Source organism: Psychrobacter fulvigenes, assembly GCF_904846155.1.
Classification (GTDB): domain Bacteria; phylum Pseudomonadota; class Gammaproteobacteria; order Pseudomonadales; family Moraxellaceae; genus Psychrobacter; species Psychrobacter fulvigenes.
Map to the genome: position 1 here is coordinate 1,589,556 of NZ_CAJGZP010000001.1, position 18,361 is coordinate 1,607,916.

Annotated in this window: 6 protein-coding genes; 4 read left to right on the top strand and 2 right to left on the bottom strand. The window is 44.9% G+C overall.

What is annotated here, in order from left to right; genetic code table 11:
• The first annotated feature begins 3 nt into the window (after positions 1-3).
• The gene (locus JMX03_RS06900; protein ID WP_201595491.1) at positions 4-10,737 is read left to right on the top strand and encodes a VCBS domain-containing protein; all 10,734 of its coding nucleotides are present in this window, start codon (positions 4-6) and stop codon (positions 10,735-10,737) included.
• A 61-nt stretch (positions 10,738-10,798) separates the two neighbouring features.
• On the opposite strand, the gene JMX03_RS06905 is transcribed toward JMX03_RS06900, so the two are convergent.
• Positions 10,799-12,115 (bottom strand): IS4 family transposase, encoded by a 1,317-nt coding sequence (locus JMX03_RS06905; protein ID WP_265090456.1) that lies wholly within the window; start codon positions 12,113-12,115, stop codon positions 10,799-10,801.
• An 84-nt stretch (positions 12,116-12,199) separates the two neighbouring features.
• Positions 12,200-13,000 (bottom strand): hypothetical protein, encoded by an 801-nt coding sequence (locus tag JMX03_RS06910; protein ID WP_201595495.1) that lies wholly within the window; start codon positions 12,998-13,000, stop codon positions 12,200-12,202.
• Between the two features lie 273 nt (positions 13,001-13,273).
• On the opposite strand from JMX03_RS06910, the gene JMX03_RS06915 reads away from it, so the two are divergent.
• The 3 genes from JMX03_RS06915 (at position 13,274) to JMX03_RS06925 (ending at position 18,308) form a co-directional block, all read left to right on the top strand.
• Positions 13,274-14,734 (top strand): TolC family protein, encoded by a 1,461-nt coding sequence (locus JMX03_RS06915; protein ID WP_201595498.1) that lies wholly within the window; start codon positions 13,274-13,276, stop codon positions 14,732-14,734.
• Between the two features lie 105 nt (positions 14,735-14,839).
• Positions 14,840-17,146 carry a type I secretion system permease/ATPase gene (locus tag JMX03_RS06920; RefSeq protein ID WP_201595500.1) on the top strand — a complete coding sequence of 769 codons (2,307 nt, stop codon included), beginning with the start codon at positions 14,840-14,842 and terminating at the stop codon, positions 17,144-17,146.
• Positions 17,139-18,308, top strand: a complete 1,170-nt coding sequence (locus JMX03_RS06925) for an HlyD family efflux transporter periplasmic adaptor subunit (protein WP_201595502.1) — start codon at positions 17,139-17,141, stop codon at positions 18,306-18,308. The genes JMX03_RS06920 and JMX03_RS06925 overlap by 8 nt, the downstream gene beginning before the upstream one ends.
• The last annotated feature ends 53 nt before the right edge of the window (positions 18,309-18,361 follow it).

Here is an 18,361-nt window from a genome sequence, read left to right on the forward strand (position 1 = left end):
AATATGAATACTATTATCGTGAAGACTAATGATGCCACTCAGACCGTAGACCAAGTACAAGTAGTGACTAAAGATGGCAAGCCTACAATCATCACCGCTATGGATAAAGTGAATTACGAGTTTCATGATACTGCTATAGGTCGTGCACCCAACCATATTATCACTAAGCGCCTTAAAAATGATTTACATATCTCATTTGAAGAAGACGGTGAAGAAAGTGATCTTATTATAGAAGGCTTCTACGATAGCGCAGACAGTGCATTGCTTGGTATTGCTGAAGATGGCGAGTACTATTATTATATTCCAGATACTGGTGAGACCTACGACTATGTAACTCAATTAGAGATAGGTGATATTGAGGGTCAAGCTTTAGGAGGTCAGGAATATGTAGCAGTTGCTGCCATACCTTGGTGGATACCTGCCGCAGCTGGTCTGGGAGCAGTAGGTATCGTTGCGGCTAGCAGTAGTAATAATAACTCGTCAATCACTCCACCTGTTAATCAGGCACCAGTTGCCAAAGACGATACGGCAGAAGGCGAAACGGGTCAGCCTGTCATCATTGATGTGGTGGCAAATGATAAGGATCCTGAAAACGATCTAGACCCAACAAGTGTTAAGCTGATCGACCCTGTTACGGGCGATGAAGTCACCAGTTTAGTGGTAGATGGCGAAGGTACTTGGGAAGTAGATAGTACTACTGGTACAGTCACCTTTACCCCAGAGGCAGGTTTCACTAATGACCCAACGCCAGTTGATTATGTAGTATCTGATAAAACGGGTTTAAAGTCTAACGAAGCAACCATTACAGTCGATTATCCAGCATTAGTCAGCATTAGTGGTACCACAAGCTTGAATGAAACCGCCGCAGATGGCAGTGCCAATGAAGCGACTTATACCATCAGCATCAGCAAACCAAGTACGGAAGATACGGTGATTGAAGTCACCATTAGTGATGGCAGCACCGAAGGGTCAGCGGACTATACCGCGCCTGTCACCCAGCTTGTGACTATCCCAGCGGGTCAAACGACGGTTGGTATCAGCGTTCCGATTGTGGATGACAATCTGTTTGAAGGCCCCGAGGACTTTACCGTTACCGTGACGGATATCACTTCAGGTACGGCAACGATAGGCCCTGATGACAGCGTCAACACCACCATCTATGATGATGGCACCACCGATGGCACAACCCCTGTCGATCCTAACGATCCTACGCTAGGAGATGACACCCCAGTGGCACCTATTACTGCCACTAAAGCCACCGCCATAGAAGGGGTGGACAACACCTTAGAGTACACCGTTGAGCAGGATAACGAGAGCAACCTTGCCACCACAGTCACTGTTAAAGTGGCGACGGGCAGCAGCGAGGTTGAAGCGGCGGACATTGCTTCTATTGGCTACATTGATGCCACAGGCAGTCCTGTGACCATTACCGACAGCGCCGCCATCCAAGCGTTACTAAATGGCACCACCACCTTGCAAGTCAAAGTACCTGCAGGTAGCACAGCTGCGCCTAAAATTACGGTTATCGTCAAAGATGATGCCATCTATGAGGACAGCGAGCAGCTGAGCTTTGTTATCGACAGTGCTGATAATGCCGATATCGACAGCACCGTCGCCACTGGCACCATTTATGATGAAGACCGAGTAGCTGGTAGTGAAGATCGCTTAGGCGACTTTACTGATGGTGATGAAGCGCAGAGCACCGATCAAGGCACGCCTGTGAGTGGCAACTTACTGGATAACACCTCAGAGACCGATCCGAGCATCAGCCTGAGTGTCTCGAACGTGCAAGTGGATACCGATGGTGATGGCGTACTAGACACCATCCCAACAGATGGCACCCCAACCGCCGTCACCGATGTCAATGGCGACCCGATTGGCAGCATCACCGTTAATGCTAATGGTGACTACACCTTTACCCCAGATGCTGACTTTACAGGTGATGTCCCTGTGATTGGCTATGAGGTGGTTGATGGTAGTGGCAACGTCCTTGACGATTCTGTCTTAGACCTCACCGTTCTTCCAGGGCCAGTTACCATTGAGATTGACGCTACCAAAGACCGCGCTATTGAGCGTCCAAGCAATGATGACACCTTAGAGTTCACCATCCGCCAAAATGTGGCCAGTGACCAAGATACCGTTGTTAACGTGCGCCTAGATGCAGCAAACAGTCCTGATATTACCGCCGGTGACATTGCGCGTTTGCAGTACACCAAAGCCGATGGCAGCGTGGTTGATACTACTGATCAGGGTGAGATCAGCGCCTTCTTAGCCACTGGCGACGACGTCTTAATCGCTGCGGGCAGTAAAGAGAGCCTCATCACTATCAGCGTTGCTGATGACAGCGTTTATGAGCAAACTGAAGACTTAGGTCTGATCATCTCCAATGCTGTTAACCCTAATGGCGTCACCATTATCACCGCTACTGATAGCGGGGTGATTGAGGATGAAGCGGCACAAGATGGCACCCCACAAGAAGGCGACCGTCCGACCGTTGGCATTACTGCGAGCAAAGCCACCGCCATAGAAGGGGTGGACAACACCTTAGAGTACACCGTTGAGCAGGATAACGAGAGCAACCTTGCCACCACAGTCACTGTTAAAGTGGCGACGGGCAGCAGCGAGGTTGAAGCGGCGGACATTGCTTCTATTGGCTACATTGATGCCACAGGCAGTCCTGTGACCATTACCGACAGCGCCGCCATCCAAGCGTTACTAAATGGCACCACCACCTTGCAAGTCAAAGTACCTGCAGGTAGCACAGCTGCGCCTAAAATTACGGTTATCGTCAAAGATGATGCCATCTATGAGGACAGCGAGCAGCTGAGCTTTGTTATCGACAGTGCTGATAATGCCGATATCGACAGCACCGTCGCCACTGGCACCATTTATGATGAAGACGCTGCAGACGGAACACCGCAAGAAGGCGACAAACCGACCGTCAGCGTTGGCGATGCCGTTGCCACAGAAGGCGGCGACTTAGTGCATCAAGTCACCGTCAATGGTGAGACAACGCAGGCGGACGTCACCTATGAGTTTAACCTAGCGGATGGCAGCACTAATCCTGCCACAGCGGGTAGTGACTATACCAATGCCCCCGTATTTAGTAACGGCGTCATCAATAATGGCGATGGTACTATTACCGTTCCTGCTGGGGTCACTGACTTTACCGTCAGCTATCCGACACTCAATGACAGCATCCTTGAGAACGATGAAACCACCACGATTACCATTGGTAATGACAGTGGCATCGGTACGATCTTAGATAACGACACCGCGCCGACATTAACCATCACCGATAACAGCGTCACAGAAGCTACAGGTACGACCGTTAATGATACATTTGAAGTTACTGATCTCCAAAGTGTGACAAGTCTAACCATCAATGGACAGGAAGTAATCACAGCAATTACAACACCTGTTACCATTGTAGGCAGCGCGGGCACGCTAGTAATTACTGGTTACGACACAGTAAATGAGTCATTCACTTACGAATATACAGAAAACGGCAATGCAGAAGATCATAGCGCTGGTGCGGTATTTGATCAGTTTGACGTGGTATTAACCAACACCATTGGCGATACTATTAATGACACCTTAGATATTGAAATCATCGACACCGCACCGACTGCTAATGATGACAAAAACACCATTAGCGAAGAAACAGATATCGTTTCAGGCAACGTGCTTACGTCAACGGGTGCCGCGACAGATGATGTGGCTGATGATCTAGGTGCTGATAATTCAATAACAGCAACTACGGTAACAGCAGTGGATGGTAACACTGGTGCAATTGGAAGCGGTACACAAGGTCAATACGGTGAACTAACGCTAGATGTGAATGGTGAATATACCTATGATGTTGATAATGCCGCTATACAGTATTTGGCACTAGGTGAAAGTTTAACAGAAACCTTTGAATACACCATAACCGACGCTGATGGTAGTACTGATACTGCCAAGCTTACCATTACTATCACCGGCACTAATGATCAACCAACCATCACTGCTGATAGTAATGACAATATTGCGAATATATCTTTCGTCGAGCAAACAGGTGACTCAGTGATTACTCAAAGTGGCATTATTGCTTTTAGTGATATTGATGTCAGTGATACGCTGACACTGGGTTATATTGAAGGTGAAAACCAATATACCTTTGGTCAAGGTAATACAGCCTTGACTGATCTAACTGTTCCGCAAAAAACTGCGCTAGAAGATATGTTCTCAGTTGCTCAAGCGAGCAATAGTAATGATGGCACTTGGAACATCAACGCCACTTCCACGGCACTCGATTTCCTCCCAGAAGGCGAAACCATCACCATCCGCTACGCCGTACAAGTGAATGATAATAAAGGAGTGGATACTGCTGCTAACGGTAACGAAATCAGCACCAGTGAAATCCGTTACGTGGAAGTCACTCTTACAGGTACTAACGATGGTGGTATTGCGTTGGCTGATAATACGATTACCATCAATGAAAACGGAACGACAACTAAAAGTGGCAAGCTAGCCACTATTTTTGATGCAAATGATACTGATGACCCAGATGTAGGCGAGCAGCTAACGGTAGAAAGCTTCCAGATTGGTGGTGGAACCGCTATTGCTGTAGATCCTGTCAATACAAACAATACCGCTCAAAATGTTGTCATCAACGGCAATACAGTTGGTACCGTAAAGTTCAATAGTGACGGAACTTACGAGTATAAAGCGACCAGTGACTATAGTGGTACACTACCTGTCATCACTGCGAACGTCTCAAATGGTGTTACTGGTGCTACTCGTGAAACAGATAGTCAGACCTTAACAATTACTGTCAAGCCAGTATCTGACAAGCCTATACTTGCACCTAATAAAACAGTATTTATAGACGAAGATAATACCAAAGCATTAGGTCTCAAAGCACCTATTATCAAAGACGCGATAGACCTTGATGGTACAGGTAACAATACCGATAACCCTGAACGCATTGGTTTAATTACTTTAAGTGGTGTCCGTGCGGGCACAACGTTGAATTATAAGCTCAATGGCGTGGACAAAACTATAACATCAACTGGCGCTAATATTACAATTAAGCTTGATGATGTGCCTACTATTAATAGCGCAGGCACTGCTACCGCTACTATGTCAAAAGCTGATTTTGAGGCAATGACACTCACACCGCCTAAAAATGATGCCACTAACTTTAATATAAATATGTCAGTGACGGAATATGAAGTTAATGAAAGCGGTGATATTGCGCGGGTTGACGCCAATGGCAGTCTTGTTAACACAGGTGGCACAGCTGTTGCAGGAGCGACATCTACAACCACTATCAAGGTCGATGTTCAAGCCGTGACTGATAGTAATGATAAAAACCAAAGTGGTGATGATGCTAGCTCGTTTGGTTATGACCAAAATGAAGTTGTTGGGGATACTTTAGCCGTAACACTCGAAGAAGGGGAATCTGTTGATTTACCAATAACCACTACCTTTGGTGATTTAGTAGGTAGTGCCGCTAAAGGCGATGCTGAGACTTATGGCTTTGTGATTACAGGTCTAGTCCCTGGCGCCATTATTAACTTCACACCTGCTGGCAGCTCTGAGTCGCTTCCCCCATTCATCGCCGATGAGAATGGTCAGGTATTGATCGGTATTAATGCTGGCTTAACTTCTACTGATTTTGTAGTCAGTGGTAACTCGGAGCCTAAAATCACTATTCAGACTGGGAAGTTTGATTCTCTAGATATGAATGGTGTGGAAATATCGCTATATACTCAAGATCATGACCCTGATTCAGCTATCAAAAATACCTCTGTAGAGCTGATTGGTACAGTAAAAGTAAATCTCACCGTCACCCCAGTTGCTGGTCAAGTTGAGCTTGATAATCAAGGTGTCACAACCAAAGAAGACACTGCTGTCACCCTTGATGAGTTTGGCTTTAAAGTGCTGGATGATAAGGATGGCGCTGGTGCAGAATTTATCACCGATATTAGTTTTGTCCTACCAGAAGGCTGGACGTATACTGATAATAGCAATAATGTAACGGTAGGGGCAGTTGGTGGAACATCAATATCGATTAGCGGCATTACTGCAAACGACAATTTTAATTTAGATGCTTATTTGCAAGACTTCTCTATCACTCCACCAGCGCATTCGTCATTAGATGCAGACTTTACCTTTACCGTTACTACCCAAGATACTGATGATGATGGCGGTAATACAACCACTGGAACGCCAGACAACCCATTCACCCAAACCGTTGTCGTCACCCCAGTCGCTGAAAAAGTTGTTGACGATAATGGTGACGTAGTAGACAGTGACGGCGATGGTACACCTGACCTAACCATTAATCCAGATAAAAATTACACGACCAAAGCAAAAGAAGACGCAGCATTTGATCTTAATAGTGATGGGTTTGACCTACAAGGCTATTGGAACAACCAAGATACCTCTGAAGATACCTTCGCCCATATGACCTTTGGTAATAAGAGTGATAGCGGCTTCACCTCAGTTGAAGGAGCAGTATTTACTTATATCAATCGCGATACGGGTGAGACGATCAGCCTGACTGACAACGGCAATGGTGTCGATATTCCGATGGAGTACCTAGACACCGTCACCGTAACCCCGCCGCAAGACTATAGTGACTTCAACCTTGCTAGCGGTGCCGAGACAGCAGTCAAGGTCGAGGCAAAAACTGTCGATGTTGACGAAGATGATGACGATAATACCGTAAGTGAAGCCACCAGTGGCGAAAGCTACCTAACCTTTGAAGTCGAAGGCGTGGCAGATCCTGTAACCTTAGCGGTTGATCCAGCGTATGGTGATGAAGATCAGGCGCTGGCGCTTGGTAATGAACGTGATAACGACTCACCAACAGCGGTTATTAATCCTACCGATGGTATCCCACTCAATATCCGACCAAGCTCACGTGATAATGATGGCTCTGAGACTTATGAGGTTCGGATTAGCAATATTCCAGATGGGGCAATATTATACGTTGGCTCAAACCCAGCTGCCTTAACGCTAGATACCAGCCCTAATGCTGAACCAAATACATATACGGCCATCATATCAGGCTATACTGTAGATAGTGCGCCAGACTTGTATTTCGTCCCACCCGAGAACTTTAGTGGCACTGTGCCTCTCAAGGTTCAAGCGAAGAGTATTGAGAGCGATGGTGATGAATCAGATTTCTTCCCAGCAGGTACCCTAACTGATCCAGCATTGACACTACCAGTTAAAGTCATTGGCAAGGCAGACTTAATAACCAATGACGACTTAGCAACCGACACAGATACCATCGATGGTGTGGATTACACACATAACTACATCACTGACGAGGCAACGCTAGACAGTACAGGCAACCATCAGATTGCCTTATCGAGCGTATTTGCTACTGTTGAGGATATCGAGGCATATGATGGTGACAGCCCAGCTGCTGAGCAGGTGGTCTATCGGGTCGAAGACTTACCTGCTAGTTTTAACTTAACTGGTGCAGGGGTCACTTTCTTAGGTGGCAGTGGTTCTGATCGAGTATGGTCAGTAACCCTAGAGGCGCTACAGAATAATACCGCACAATTAAAGACACCAGATAACTTCGCTGGTGAAATTAACTTTACCATCACGGGTACCACCACCGAGACCAAATCTGGTGACAGTGTGACTCATGATACCAAAGACGTTTCTATTCTAGTGACCCCTGATGCTGATGATGGCACAGTGAATAATCCAGAGGTCGTTGCTACTGAAGATATATGGGCGACTATTGACTTTGAATCAGCCTTTATAACGACAGATCAGGGTGACTCAGCGACAGGAACAGAATCACTTGAGAGTATCACGCTATCAGCAACTGATCTAATAGATAAAGATGTCGTTTTACGTGTTGACGGTAGCGAAGTGGACTTAACAACTAATCCACCACCAATTTTGACATTTACGCCCGATCAGACAATCGAGATTATGTACGATGAGGATAAACGCCATAGCGATGATGATGTCAGTATAGACTTTGACTATACTTATACTGACACCGCTGAGCTGACTGATAGTTCACAGATTAGTGCTTCTAAAATAGGCAGTGCAACGGTAGACGTGACCTTCCAAGCGGTCACTGATGCACCAAGCATGAGTTTAGAGGTTACCGATGGCACCATTAATAATAGCGGTACGGATAACTTTGCCAAAGTCACTGTTTCATTAACCTCAGATGATAAAGACGGCTCAGAGAGCTTTACTCGCCTAGAGGTCACTGATGTTCCTGATGGTCTAAATGTAGTGGGCGGTATTTTGTCAAATGGTATTTGGTACGTTGATGTTCCTAATGATCCAGCTATTACCGACACTGCAGCGACTTATGAGCTAGTGCTTGAGCGTAACGACAGCACAGTCAATATACCTGAAGGTTCTCTCAATATTAAAGTGACGGGTATTACGCAGGATATTAATGGTCAAGGTAGTGACGGTAGCGAAGCGCGTGTAACCGAGAGCTTTGAGATCGCAATAGAGAGGACAGATGGTGGTGTCACACCTGTCAAGCCTGACTTAATAGATAGCTTTACTAGCAAGGCAGAAATACCAGCACAGGTAGAGGATACTGGTTTTACTCTTGGCGACATACTAGATGCGACTCTAAATCCTGCGACCGCTAACACGGTCAGATCTTATACTTTCTCATTGACTGATCTGCCAGCAGGCACTGAAGTATCTACTGATAATCCAGCTATAAGCGTGCAGCAAATTGGCGGTAAATGGATCATCAGTATAGATGATGCAAGTAGCCTCAGTCCAGAAGACGCACTTGATGCAGTGACAGTGACTCCGCCGAAAGATTTTAGTACCAACGTCACAGACGATAGCCAGGATCTTACCTTTAATGCCAACTTTACTGCGTTGGATAAAGATGGTGGCGAGGAACGAGTGCAGGTTGACGACGTCAAGGTTGAGATCAAGCCAGTTACGGATCCGATAGACAATGATGGTAAAACCACGACAGTTGATACGGATGAGGACACCAAAGTAGAAATTGAGATCGACTTAACCAACACGGCTGACGGTAATAATGTTGAGATTATTAATAATAAGCTATATCTGCAGCTGGATGAGTCTGGTCTAACGACTGATAATGGCACTAGCGGAAAACTAACGGATGACAATGGTAACGACTTGACGCTTGTAACATTGGCAGATGGTGACGTTGCTGATATTCCAGCTGGTGATTATTATATCGTAGATGTCGGCACGCCTATTTTTTATGAACCTGCCGAAAATGAAGACGGCACGGCAACAGTTGATGTCTATGCCGCTCATAAAGAAAGTCATAATATCAGCGGACATGACAGTGGTACAAAGACTTATAAGCACAGTTATGACGTCACAGTCGAGTCGCAGCCAGACAATCTAAGTATTACTGATAAGAGTGATCAATCAACAACCACTGCTAGCGGTAATGAAGATACTATGATTGCTATCGACTATAAGATTGCGACTATCGATAAAGACGATACCGATGCCGTTACTGCCATTACCTTAGACAATATCCCTAATGGTTATCTGATCTACTATACCGATACTAATGGCGATCCCGTCTTGGCAAGTAACAATGGTAATTCTGGTGGTAATAACTCATGGTCTATTGACGCCTCCAAACTGGGTGATATCAATCCTGGCGAAACGTCAAATATATTCATCATGCCACCGGAAAACGTCAGTGGTATCGTGTCTGGTATCGAGATGAAAGTGGTCAATGACAGCGGGATGATCAGTGCTCCGCTAGAGATTGATCTTGAGGTCAAACCAGTCGCTGATGGGGTAGCTGCTAATCCTTCTACTATTCTTGGTAGTCAGGGTAAGTGGACCACGCTGAATCTAAACGCAATTATGCAAGATACGGATGGTAGTGAGACCGTTAATATAGTTGTCACTGATAATGGTGTTAGCTTAACCGATGATGTCTTACGCTTTAGAGTGAAGAGTACAGGTGAAATGTTGACTGCCGTGTGGGATGATGTCGCTAACAGCTATACCATAACGGGTATTACTCCTGAGCAAATCAATGATTTACAAATTCAGTCTTCCATACCGTTAAAAGGCGATCTGGACTTTGCGCTTAGTACTACCGATAAAGCTACAGGTATGGCTGATAGTGTATCAACTGAAGTGACCGAAAAGGTATCTGTAGATATTGTCTTTACCAAAACCTTTGGAGGCACACCTGAAGATGATATCTTTGATGCCTCAGGACAGTCCGTACCTGTGAATTATAAAGGCGGCGCAGGTGATGACACCTTAATCGGTGGCAGTGGTAATGACTTCCTTGATGGCGGTACAGGTGCTAATACGCTGATAGGCGGTGCTGGTAACGATAAGTTGGTGTTCTCTGCTGATAACCTACTGATGGATGGTGGCGACGGCATCGATACCTTGCTGATCAATACCGCTGGTACGACTATCGACTTTAGTAGCTTTGATAGTAGCGTGATTGATAACATGGAAGTCATAGAACTGGGTGTTGGCGCGCAGTCATTGTCTAATCTTACTACCAGTGATGTCATTGAAATGACAGATAGCAACAATGAGCTGTTTATCAATGGCGATAATGCTGATAATGTGGAGCTGTCTGGTAATGATTGGACAAATACCAATACAACCACTACCCAAAACGGTAACACTTATGAGGTTTACAGCTTTAGTGATACGAATGGCAGTTATAATGTGATGATTGACACTGATATCACTACCACAGTGATATAACGCAAAACATATCAGCAATAGCAATATCCAAAAAGCCATACCTGTGAGTAATGCCAGTCAGTTAAGGCTGACTGGTATTTTTTTTGGGATATTTTTGTGGTTTACCCTTAACCACCCTCGGGCAAGATCGCTTTCTGCGTTCAGGAATGACAAACAATTTTCCTTCCTCTAAAACTGCATCTAACAACTTAGGGAAGAGTCCTGCAGCCTGTAAAGGCGCAAACCGTAAAAGATCAACAATCGTAATAGACACCATATGAAAGCTAATTCGTAGAGGGCTAACCTTAGCTCTAACTGCCATATATCGCATCAAACGTCTTATCAGATTATAAGCAATCATAAGCCCCCAGAACTCTTGTAACACAAGCTGTGGCAGCTTACTTCTTAACAACAGCCCCTGCTGTAGATCAGACTTAATTTCCCTAAAAGCCATCTCGATCTCCCAGCGCTGCAAGTACAGCTGTGCCACTTTATCCTTAGTAAAGCGTTTATCATCTATTAAAGAGGTGATGTATCGTCTTATCTTACCCTCATAACGACACTCAATTAATCGAGCTTGCCAAGTATCGGGTAGGTTTGGATTTTTCTTTTGAGCTTGGGGAGAAACCGGCATTTGTATCAAGTAGTCCCCTTCACTAAAGGTTTCAATCACAGTGTAACGCAGATTATCTTTAGCCCGCATGAGCCAGTGACTGTTTGGATGGGTTTGTTGCCAACTAATCAGTAGGTCTGCTGAGAAATAGGCTCTATCAAAGAGCGTAATGCTGTTGTCTTGAATATTTAGCTGACGGGCTAATGTGATCTCTCCTTGACCCATATCTCCAAGGGTTGTGTCAATGATCTCATGCGTGTCAGTATTGATCAGGCATACCGAACGCATTTGGGGATAGGGCGCCTCTTTAGTTCTGCCTTTGCTTGAACTAAAGTACTGAAGGTTCTCATCAGTATAGGGTAGTGAGTATACGACACCGTCTACAGCTTGGACGCTAAGTCCCATAAAGTCTTGCTGCTGGGCTCGTGATTCTGTTTGGTAGTGAGCACTTAGTTGATGAAATAGCTGCTTTAGAGGCTCATGCCCGAGGCGTTGTCTTGCTTGTACCACTGCACTGGGTACGCAGGCCTGTGAGTCTATATTAAGCCGCATCTGCTCTGTGATATACCAAATTGAACGGTTTCGATATAAAGCTGTGCCGATGACTATCCAAACAACGTGTTCGGCAGGTAGCTTACGCCTTCTAATGCTCGCCTTGCCGGTATACTCTAAAGCTTGCTGTATCCACTCAGGGTCTATTAATTCACTAAATTGTTCTAGGGTGTCTGGAATCCTTTTATGCGTCTCATTAATAGCGTCTTGTAGTCTCATAGTAAAATAGCCCATCTACTTATTAGATGGGCTATTTTATTACTTTTATTGAGTTTTTGCCTTAACTGACTAGCATTACTACCTGTGATGGCTTTTTTGTTATCTTAGGTCATCCGTCTTTTGCAGGTCAGCAGTGGGTGTGGTCAGATAATCGTAAGTTAAGCCCGATACAGGCTCTTTTTCTGCTAAAATTACTTCTGATTCGGACTTTGGTTTTGAAGTGGCGTCAAGCTTTGACTGAGTCTCTAGCATGATGGCTTGTTGCGTATCTATTTGTTGTTGATTGCGCTGTTTGATCTCATTGATTAGCGTTGAGAGCTGTTCGCTGTCTTTATCGATATCTGCATTTAGCTGCTGAGTTTCTTGGGTTTGCTGCAGTCGATATCCAGACAGATTTTGTTGCTCACCATTGACAGCTCTGTTATTGATAGTCGTCACTGAAAGATCATCATTGTCATCGCTATCCTTGCTCAAAGAGGCCCTGCGCTTTGTCTCTATAACAGACGGCTCTTGTGACGAAGTGGGCTTTTGGGGTGGTGTATGCTCTTGCGGTTTATGGTTTTGGGTCGCAGTATTGTTGTTTGATACGTGGGCTGCTGATGCGGTAGGTTCTGTATTTGCGCTCACTTTAGCGGTAAAAACCTCTGTATCATCAACTGTGACCTGATCAACCGCTATTTGATCAATTGTGATTTTAGTGTCTTCTGCTATCATAGGTTTGCTGGTAATAGGCTGGTTTTTATTTATTAAGGCTTGCGATTCAGACGTTTTTTTGTGGTCGAATACGGTAAAATAGACAACGATTGCCAGCAAAGCATGCAGTAATAGAGCCAATACGATGGTTAGGATCGGCTGATCTTTTGGTTTGCTCGTTGGCGTAGGCGCTGAAGGGTGAGGCATAGAGTAATCCATATGTTGACGCTGAGGCTCAAAACTTTTTAATAAACGCTTCAATACGTCTTTAAGCATTGATAATCATCACGATGAACTTTGTTATTATCTAAAAAACAATAGCAGCAAAGAAGCCATAATATCATGTTGCACTTTTATTTTTATCCCGATCAATCCCAAGCAATGATCAAAAAGCCAATGTTTAAAAGGTGCTTTATCATAAAAAAACTACGTCATAGCTTATCACCTTTGGTATCGACAACCGCAATAGGTATGTTACTGATGACGCTATCAAGTGCGGCATTTGCCAATGCTGATATGCATGTCAACACCTTGATCAGTCAAGCCATCCAGAGCCATCCGCTGGTCGGCGCGGCGCGTGCAGAACAACAAGCCACGACTGAGAGTATTCGTGCTGCCAAGCTAAATATGCTACCTGCTCCTACCTTGTCATCAGGCTATGATCGCGACGATGGCATGGTCTCTCAGCTGCGGCTGCGCCAGTCTTTATGGACTGGTGGCAAGCTGACGGCGAATGTCAATCAAGCCGTCTTTGATGATAAAGCGGCGACAGAGTATGTATACGAACAACAAAACCAAGTTGCTAAGACCACGATTGAAGCGTGGCAAAGCTATATCACAGCTGTGTCTAAGCAGCGTGTCTATTATGATAACTTGCAGCTGCTGACTGAGTTTGAAGAGATGATGCAACGCCGTGTCAGTCAAGGAGTATCGGCACGTATCGAAATGGATTTAGTGACCAACCGTATATTACAAGAGCAAAATGCTTATCAAGCGGCGGTAGAGCAGCAGCGTATAGCGATGGCGCGTTTAGAGCAGATAACTGGCCGCCGGCTATCAGCTGTTGAGCTACCAGTACCGAATCTAAGCGAGCTTGTCAGCCAAGCTAAAGGGTACTCACAAACCTTTGAGCAAATGGCTTTTGATCAAGCCAGTTTTTACAACCCTACTGTAGTAAAAGAACACTATCAAGTTGAGGCTGCTAAGCAAGGGGTAAAGTCATTACAGGCAGCGCGTTATCCTACTTTTTATGCGCAGTACGAATACGACTACTATCATGATAAAAATAAAAATAACAATCAAAATGAGAGTGATGGTGAGTTTTCTATAGGTCTGAGCTATGATCCAGGGGCGGGCCTATCTAATCTGGCGCTGGCGCGGGCATCAGAGTCGCGAGTGAACAGTCTTGTACAGTCAAAAGAAGCATCAAGACGTTCAGTGCTTGAAACCATCCAAACTCAGTATCAGCAATTTGCCAGTGCCAAAGATCAAGAGCACTCCTTGATCGCTGCAGTTGCAGGTGCGCAGATAGTAGTCAGCTCTTACCGTCGTCAGTTCATTGCTGGTCGTAAATCTTGGCTTGAAGTGCTCAATGCAGTACGTGAGCATTCTCAGTATCAGGCACAGTTGGTTGAAACCCGAACTTCTATCATTGCAGCTTATTATAAGCTGCAAGTTGATTTTGGTATGATGTCTTGGCAGAAGTTTGATCAAAGTCGTCAGCCAGAGCCCTTATTCCATCCGCTGGATCCTGTTAAAAAATGGCTGACCCGTCAAGATGTGGCAAGACAAGCGCCTGATCAGGCAGTCATTCAACCTATCGTTATGAAAGAAGAGGATAAAGGTATGGTAACTTATCCTATTAACGATCCTATCAGTGACGCTTTGAGTAATAACTATCTTAGCGATACCAGCACAGGCTTGCTAACAGATAGCCCTTAATCCTTTTGCTTTCTAAATCGTAAAACGTTTATGAATAAATAAGATGACTTTTATTCGCGTTACTTATCTATTTAACTACCCGTTAATCAGTAGGATATATTTATCATGAGTACACCTGTCCCAGCTTCGAGTGACCCTACATCTGACAGTGAGCTGACAGCAAATCCTACTTCAAATTTATTGACACTTGATCCCGATGAGCAAACAAATGAGCAGGGGGCACAGTTGGCTGCGGCGCTACACACTTTGCTCACTCAGCAAGGGTATCCTGTTGATAGTGTGCGTCTTTACGGAGTGATACATCAGCAGACAGAGCTGACAAGACTGGCAAGTATTGTCAAGATATTGGAGCAGTTAGGAGTTGATCAGCTGCCAGAGGCTTTACCAATGCCAGATGCGGCATTTTTGCCTTTATTGGCTTTACATCCCGTCCAGGGATGGGGGGTAATTCATCAACAGACCCCGCAGGGGCTGTGGCAGTTTAGCCAGTCTGAGAAAATTAGTGTTCATCCAAGTGATGCGTTTACACAATTACTGCGTATTCGCTTAGAAAGCGAGCCCAGCAAGCGTAAACAGCTGTCTTTTGACCAACTATTAAAAAAAGATCTAAAAAACTATCGTGGTATTGTCGTTGAAGCGGTAGTAGCGTCATTTTTGATTAATATTTTAGCATTGGCAGTGTCGCTTTTTTCGATGCAGGTTTATGATCGTGTGATTCCAACCCGGAGTGAATACACTCTCATTATTTTAGCCAGTGGGGTGGGTCTCGTCATCTTGTTTGAAACTTTTATGAAGTTTGCCCGATCCAAGATTATGGATAAAGTAGTGGTCAACTTAGATCAATACCTATCTCGCGAAGTTTTTCAACGCTTGCTGAATGTACGTATTGATCAGATGCCAGGTTCGGTAGGGTCTATGGCAGCACAGCTACGCGGTTATGAGCAAGTGCGTGGGTTCTATACGGCAAGTACGCTATTTGGTTTGGTTGATATACCGATGGCGATTATATTTGTGACGCTCATTGTCATTATTGGCAATCCGTTGGTAGCCCTAGTGCCTATTTTGGCTGCTGTTGTCGCAATTATAATAGGATTCAGTGCGCGCAAAAGAATCGATAGTATTGCGGCGGTTGGCGCGTCAGCTTCTTACCGTAAAACTGGTATCTTAGTTGAGACCGTAGAGGGCGTTGAAACGATAAAGGCTGGATCAGGCAACTGGAAGTTTTTGTCACGTTGGCTTGATGTGATGAGTATCACTACCAAAAACGATCTGGACATGAAACATGCCAATGATAACTTGAGTTTTTTGTCGCAGATGATACAGCAGACCAGCTATGTAGGCATTGTGATTGTTGGCTCGTTTGTCGTGATGTCAGGAGATATGACCATGGGTGGCTTGATTGCCTGCTCTATTTTAGGCGGTCGTATTCTAGCACCAATTATGGGTATTCCCAATCTACTGGTACAGCACTCACATGCCAAAGCAGCAAAGCTTAATATTGAGCAGCTGTTCTCGCTAGAACAAGATAACCACGGGGTCAGTCATCCGCTATCGCCCAGTCATATCTCGGGTAATTTTGACCTAGATAAGGTAACTTTTAACTATCAAAATAATGACCAGCCTGCATTGGCTATTAACAGACTTCAAATAAAGGCGGGCGAGCGCATCGCGGTTTTGGGGCCAATCGGTTCTGGTAAGTCGACTTTGTTAAAAGTGCTATCAGGATTGTATGCACCTACTCAAGGCCGAATATTATTAGATGGACTTGATATTCAACAGATTAGCCGCGAGTCTTTAAGCGCGCAAGTCGGCTATCTACAACAAGATCATCGTCTATTTGAAGGTACTTTACGGGAGAACTTATTGATTGGCCTACCAGCCCCAAGTGATGATGTCATGCGTGATGCACTCATAAAGACGGGGTTGATTAAGTTGGTTGCCAGCCACTCTAGTGGCTTAGACTTGCCGATCAGTGAAGGAGGTAAGGGGTTATCAGGTGGTCAAAAACAACTGGTGGCGTTTACTCGCTTAGTACTAACCAAGCCTTCCGTTTTGTTGATGGACGAGCCGACAGCCTCTATGGATAGTCGGCAAGAAGCTCAATGTATCGAAGTACTTAGCAAAAATTTTGGCAGGGAGCATACTCTAATTGTTGCTACCCATAAAATGCCACTATTACGCTTGGTCGATCGTATTATTATTATGGATAACCAACAAATAGTAATGGATGGGCCCAAAGAAAAAGTACTTGCACAGTTAAAAGGTAATGATGATCAAAAGAATACAAAGAGGACTTCAGTTAAGATTAGTAACCCTAAGACGCGCATAGTCAGTAAAGACACTTCAAGCATTGAGCTAAAAACCGATGATCAATCTCATCAAGATGATAACCTAGGGCCAAATAATGAATAACTACCAACATAAATCTCATGATCCTAAAATTGGACGTACACGGATTATTATTTGGGGCGCGCTGATTGGAATAATTGTGTTAGTTGTTTGGGCTTATTTCGCCCAAATTGACCAAGTGACACGTGCAACAGCAACGGTCATCGCTAGTGCGCGAACGCAGGATATTCAAGCGGTAGAGGGTGGGGTGCTGACTGAGATATTGGTTAAAGAAGGTGAGAAAGTCACTAAAGGGCAATTGGTTGTCACACTTGAAGAAGAGCGGGCACAAGCAGCAGTGGCCAATGCCAGCTCTAAAATAGCAGCGCTGAAGGCTAAGCTGGCGCGATTAGAGGCTGAAATATATGAGCGACCATTAAGATTTCCAGATGACATAAAAAGCTATAGTGAGTACGTCGGAAACCAAACCCAACTCTATAATCGTCGTCGACAAGCGATTGACCAAGATGTCAGCTCCTTACAAAAGATGATGGTACTGGCGCAGCAAGAGCTCAGCATGAATGAGCCGCTATTAGAATACGGTGATGTCAGTCAAGCTGATGTGATCAAATTGCGCAGACAAGTGGCTGAGATCCAAGCCCAAATCACCAACAAGCGTAATAAGTATTTTGAAGAAGCACAGTCAGAGATGACCAAAGCCCAAGAAGAGCTGGACACTGAGCTTGAGCAGCTGCGTGACCATTCACAAGTGTTAGAAGAAACCAAACTATTTGCACCGACAGATGGCAAGGTTAATAATATTTTGATTACCACTATCGGCGGCGTTGTGGAACCTGGCGAGGTTATTATGGAGATATTGCCGACCAGTAGTGATCTTATTGTTGAGGCCAAAGTCAGCCCAGTGGATATCGCTTATGTAAAAGAACAACAAGCAGCAACTGTTAAGCTTGATGCTTATGATTATTCTATTTTTGGTGCTATGAATGGCACAGTAACATACATCAGTCCTGATACATTGATGGAACAAACGCCCAAAGGAGAAGAGCCTTACTATCGTGTGCAAATAAAAATCACCGGTGCTGAGTTCGCTGAGCGTAGTGATGAGATTGTGATCAAACCAGGGATGACTGCTTCAGTGGATATCAAAGCACAAGAGCGTTCAGTCCTTTCATACTTAACCAAGCCTATTACTAAGACTTTCTCTGAAGGCCTAGGAGAGCGCTAAATATGTCCTAGCAAAATACGGCCATAATAAATAGCAAAAGAAAAACCTACGTA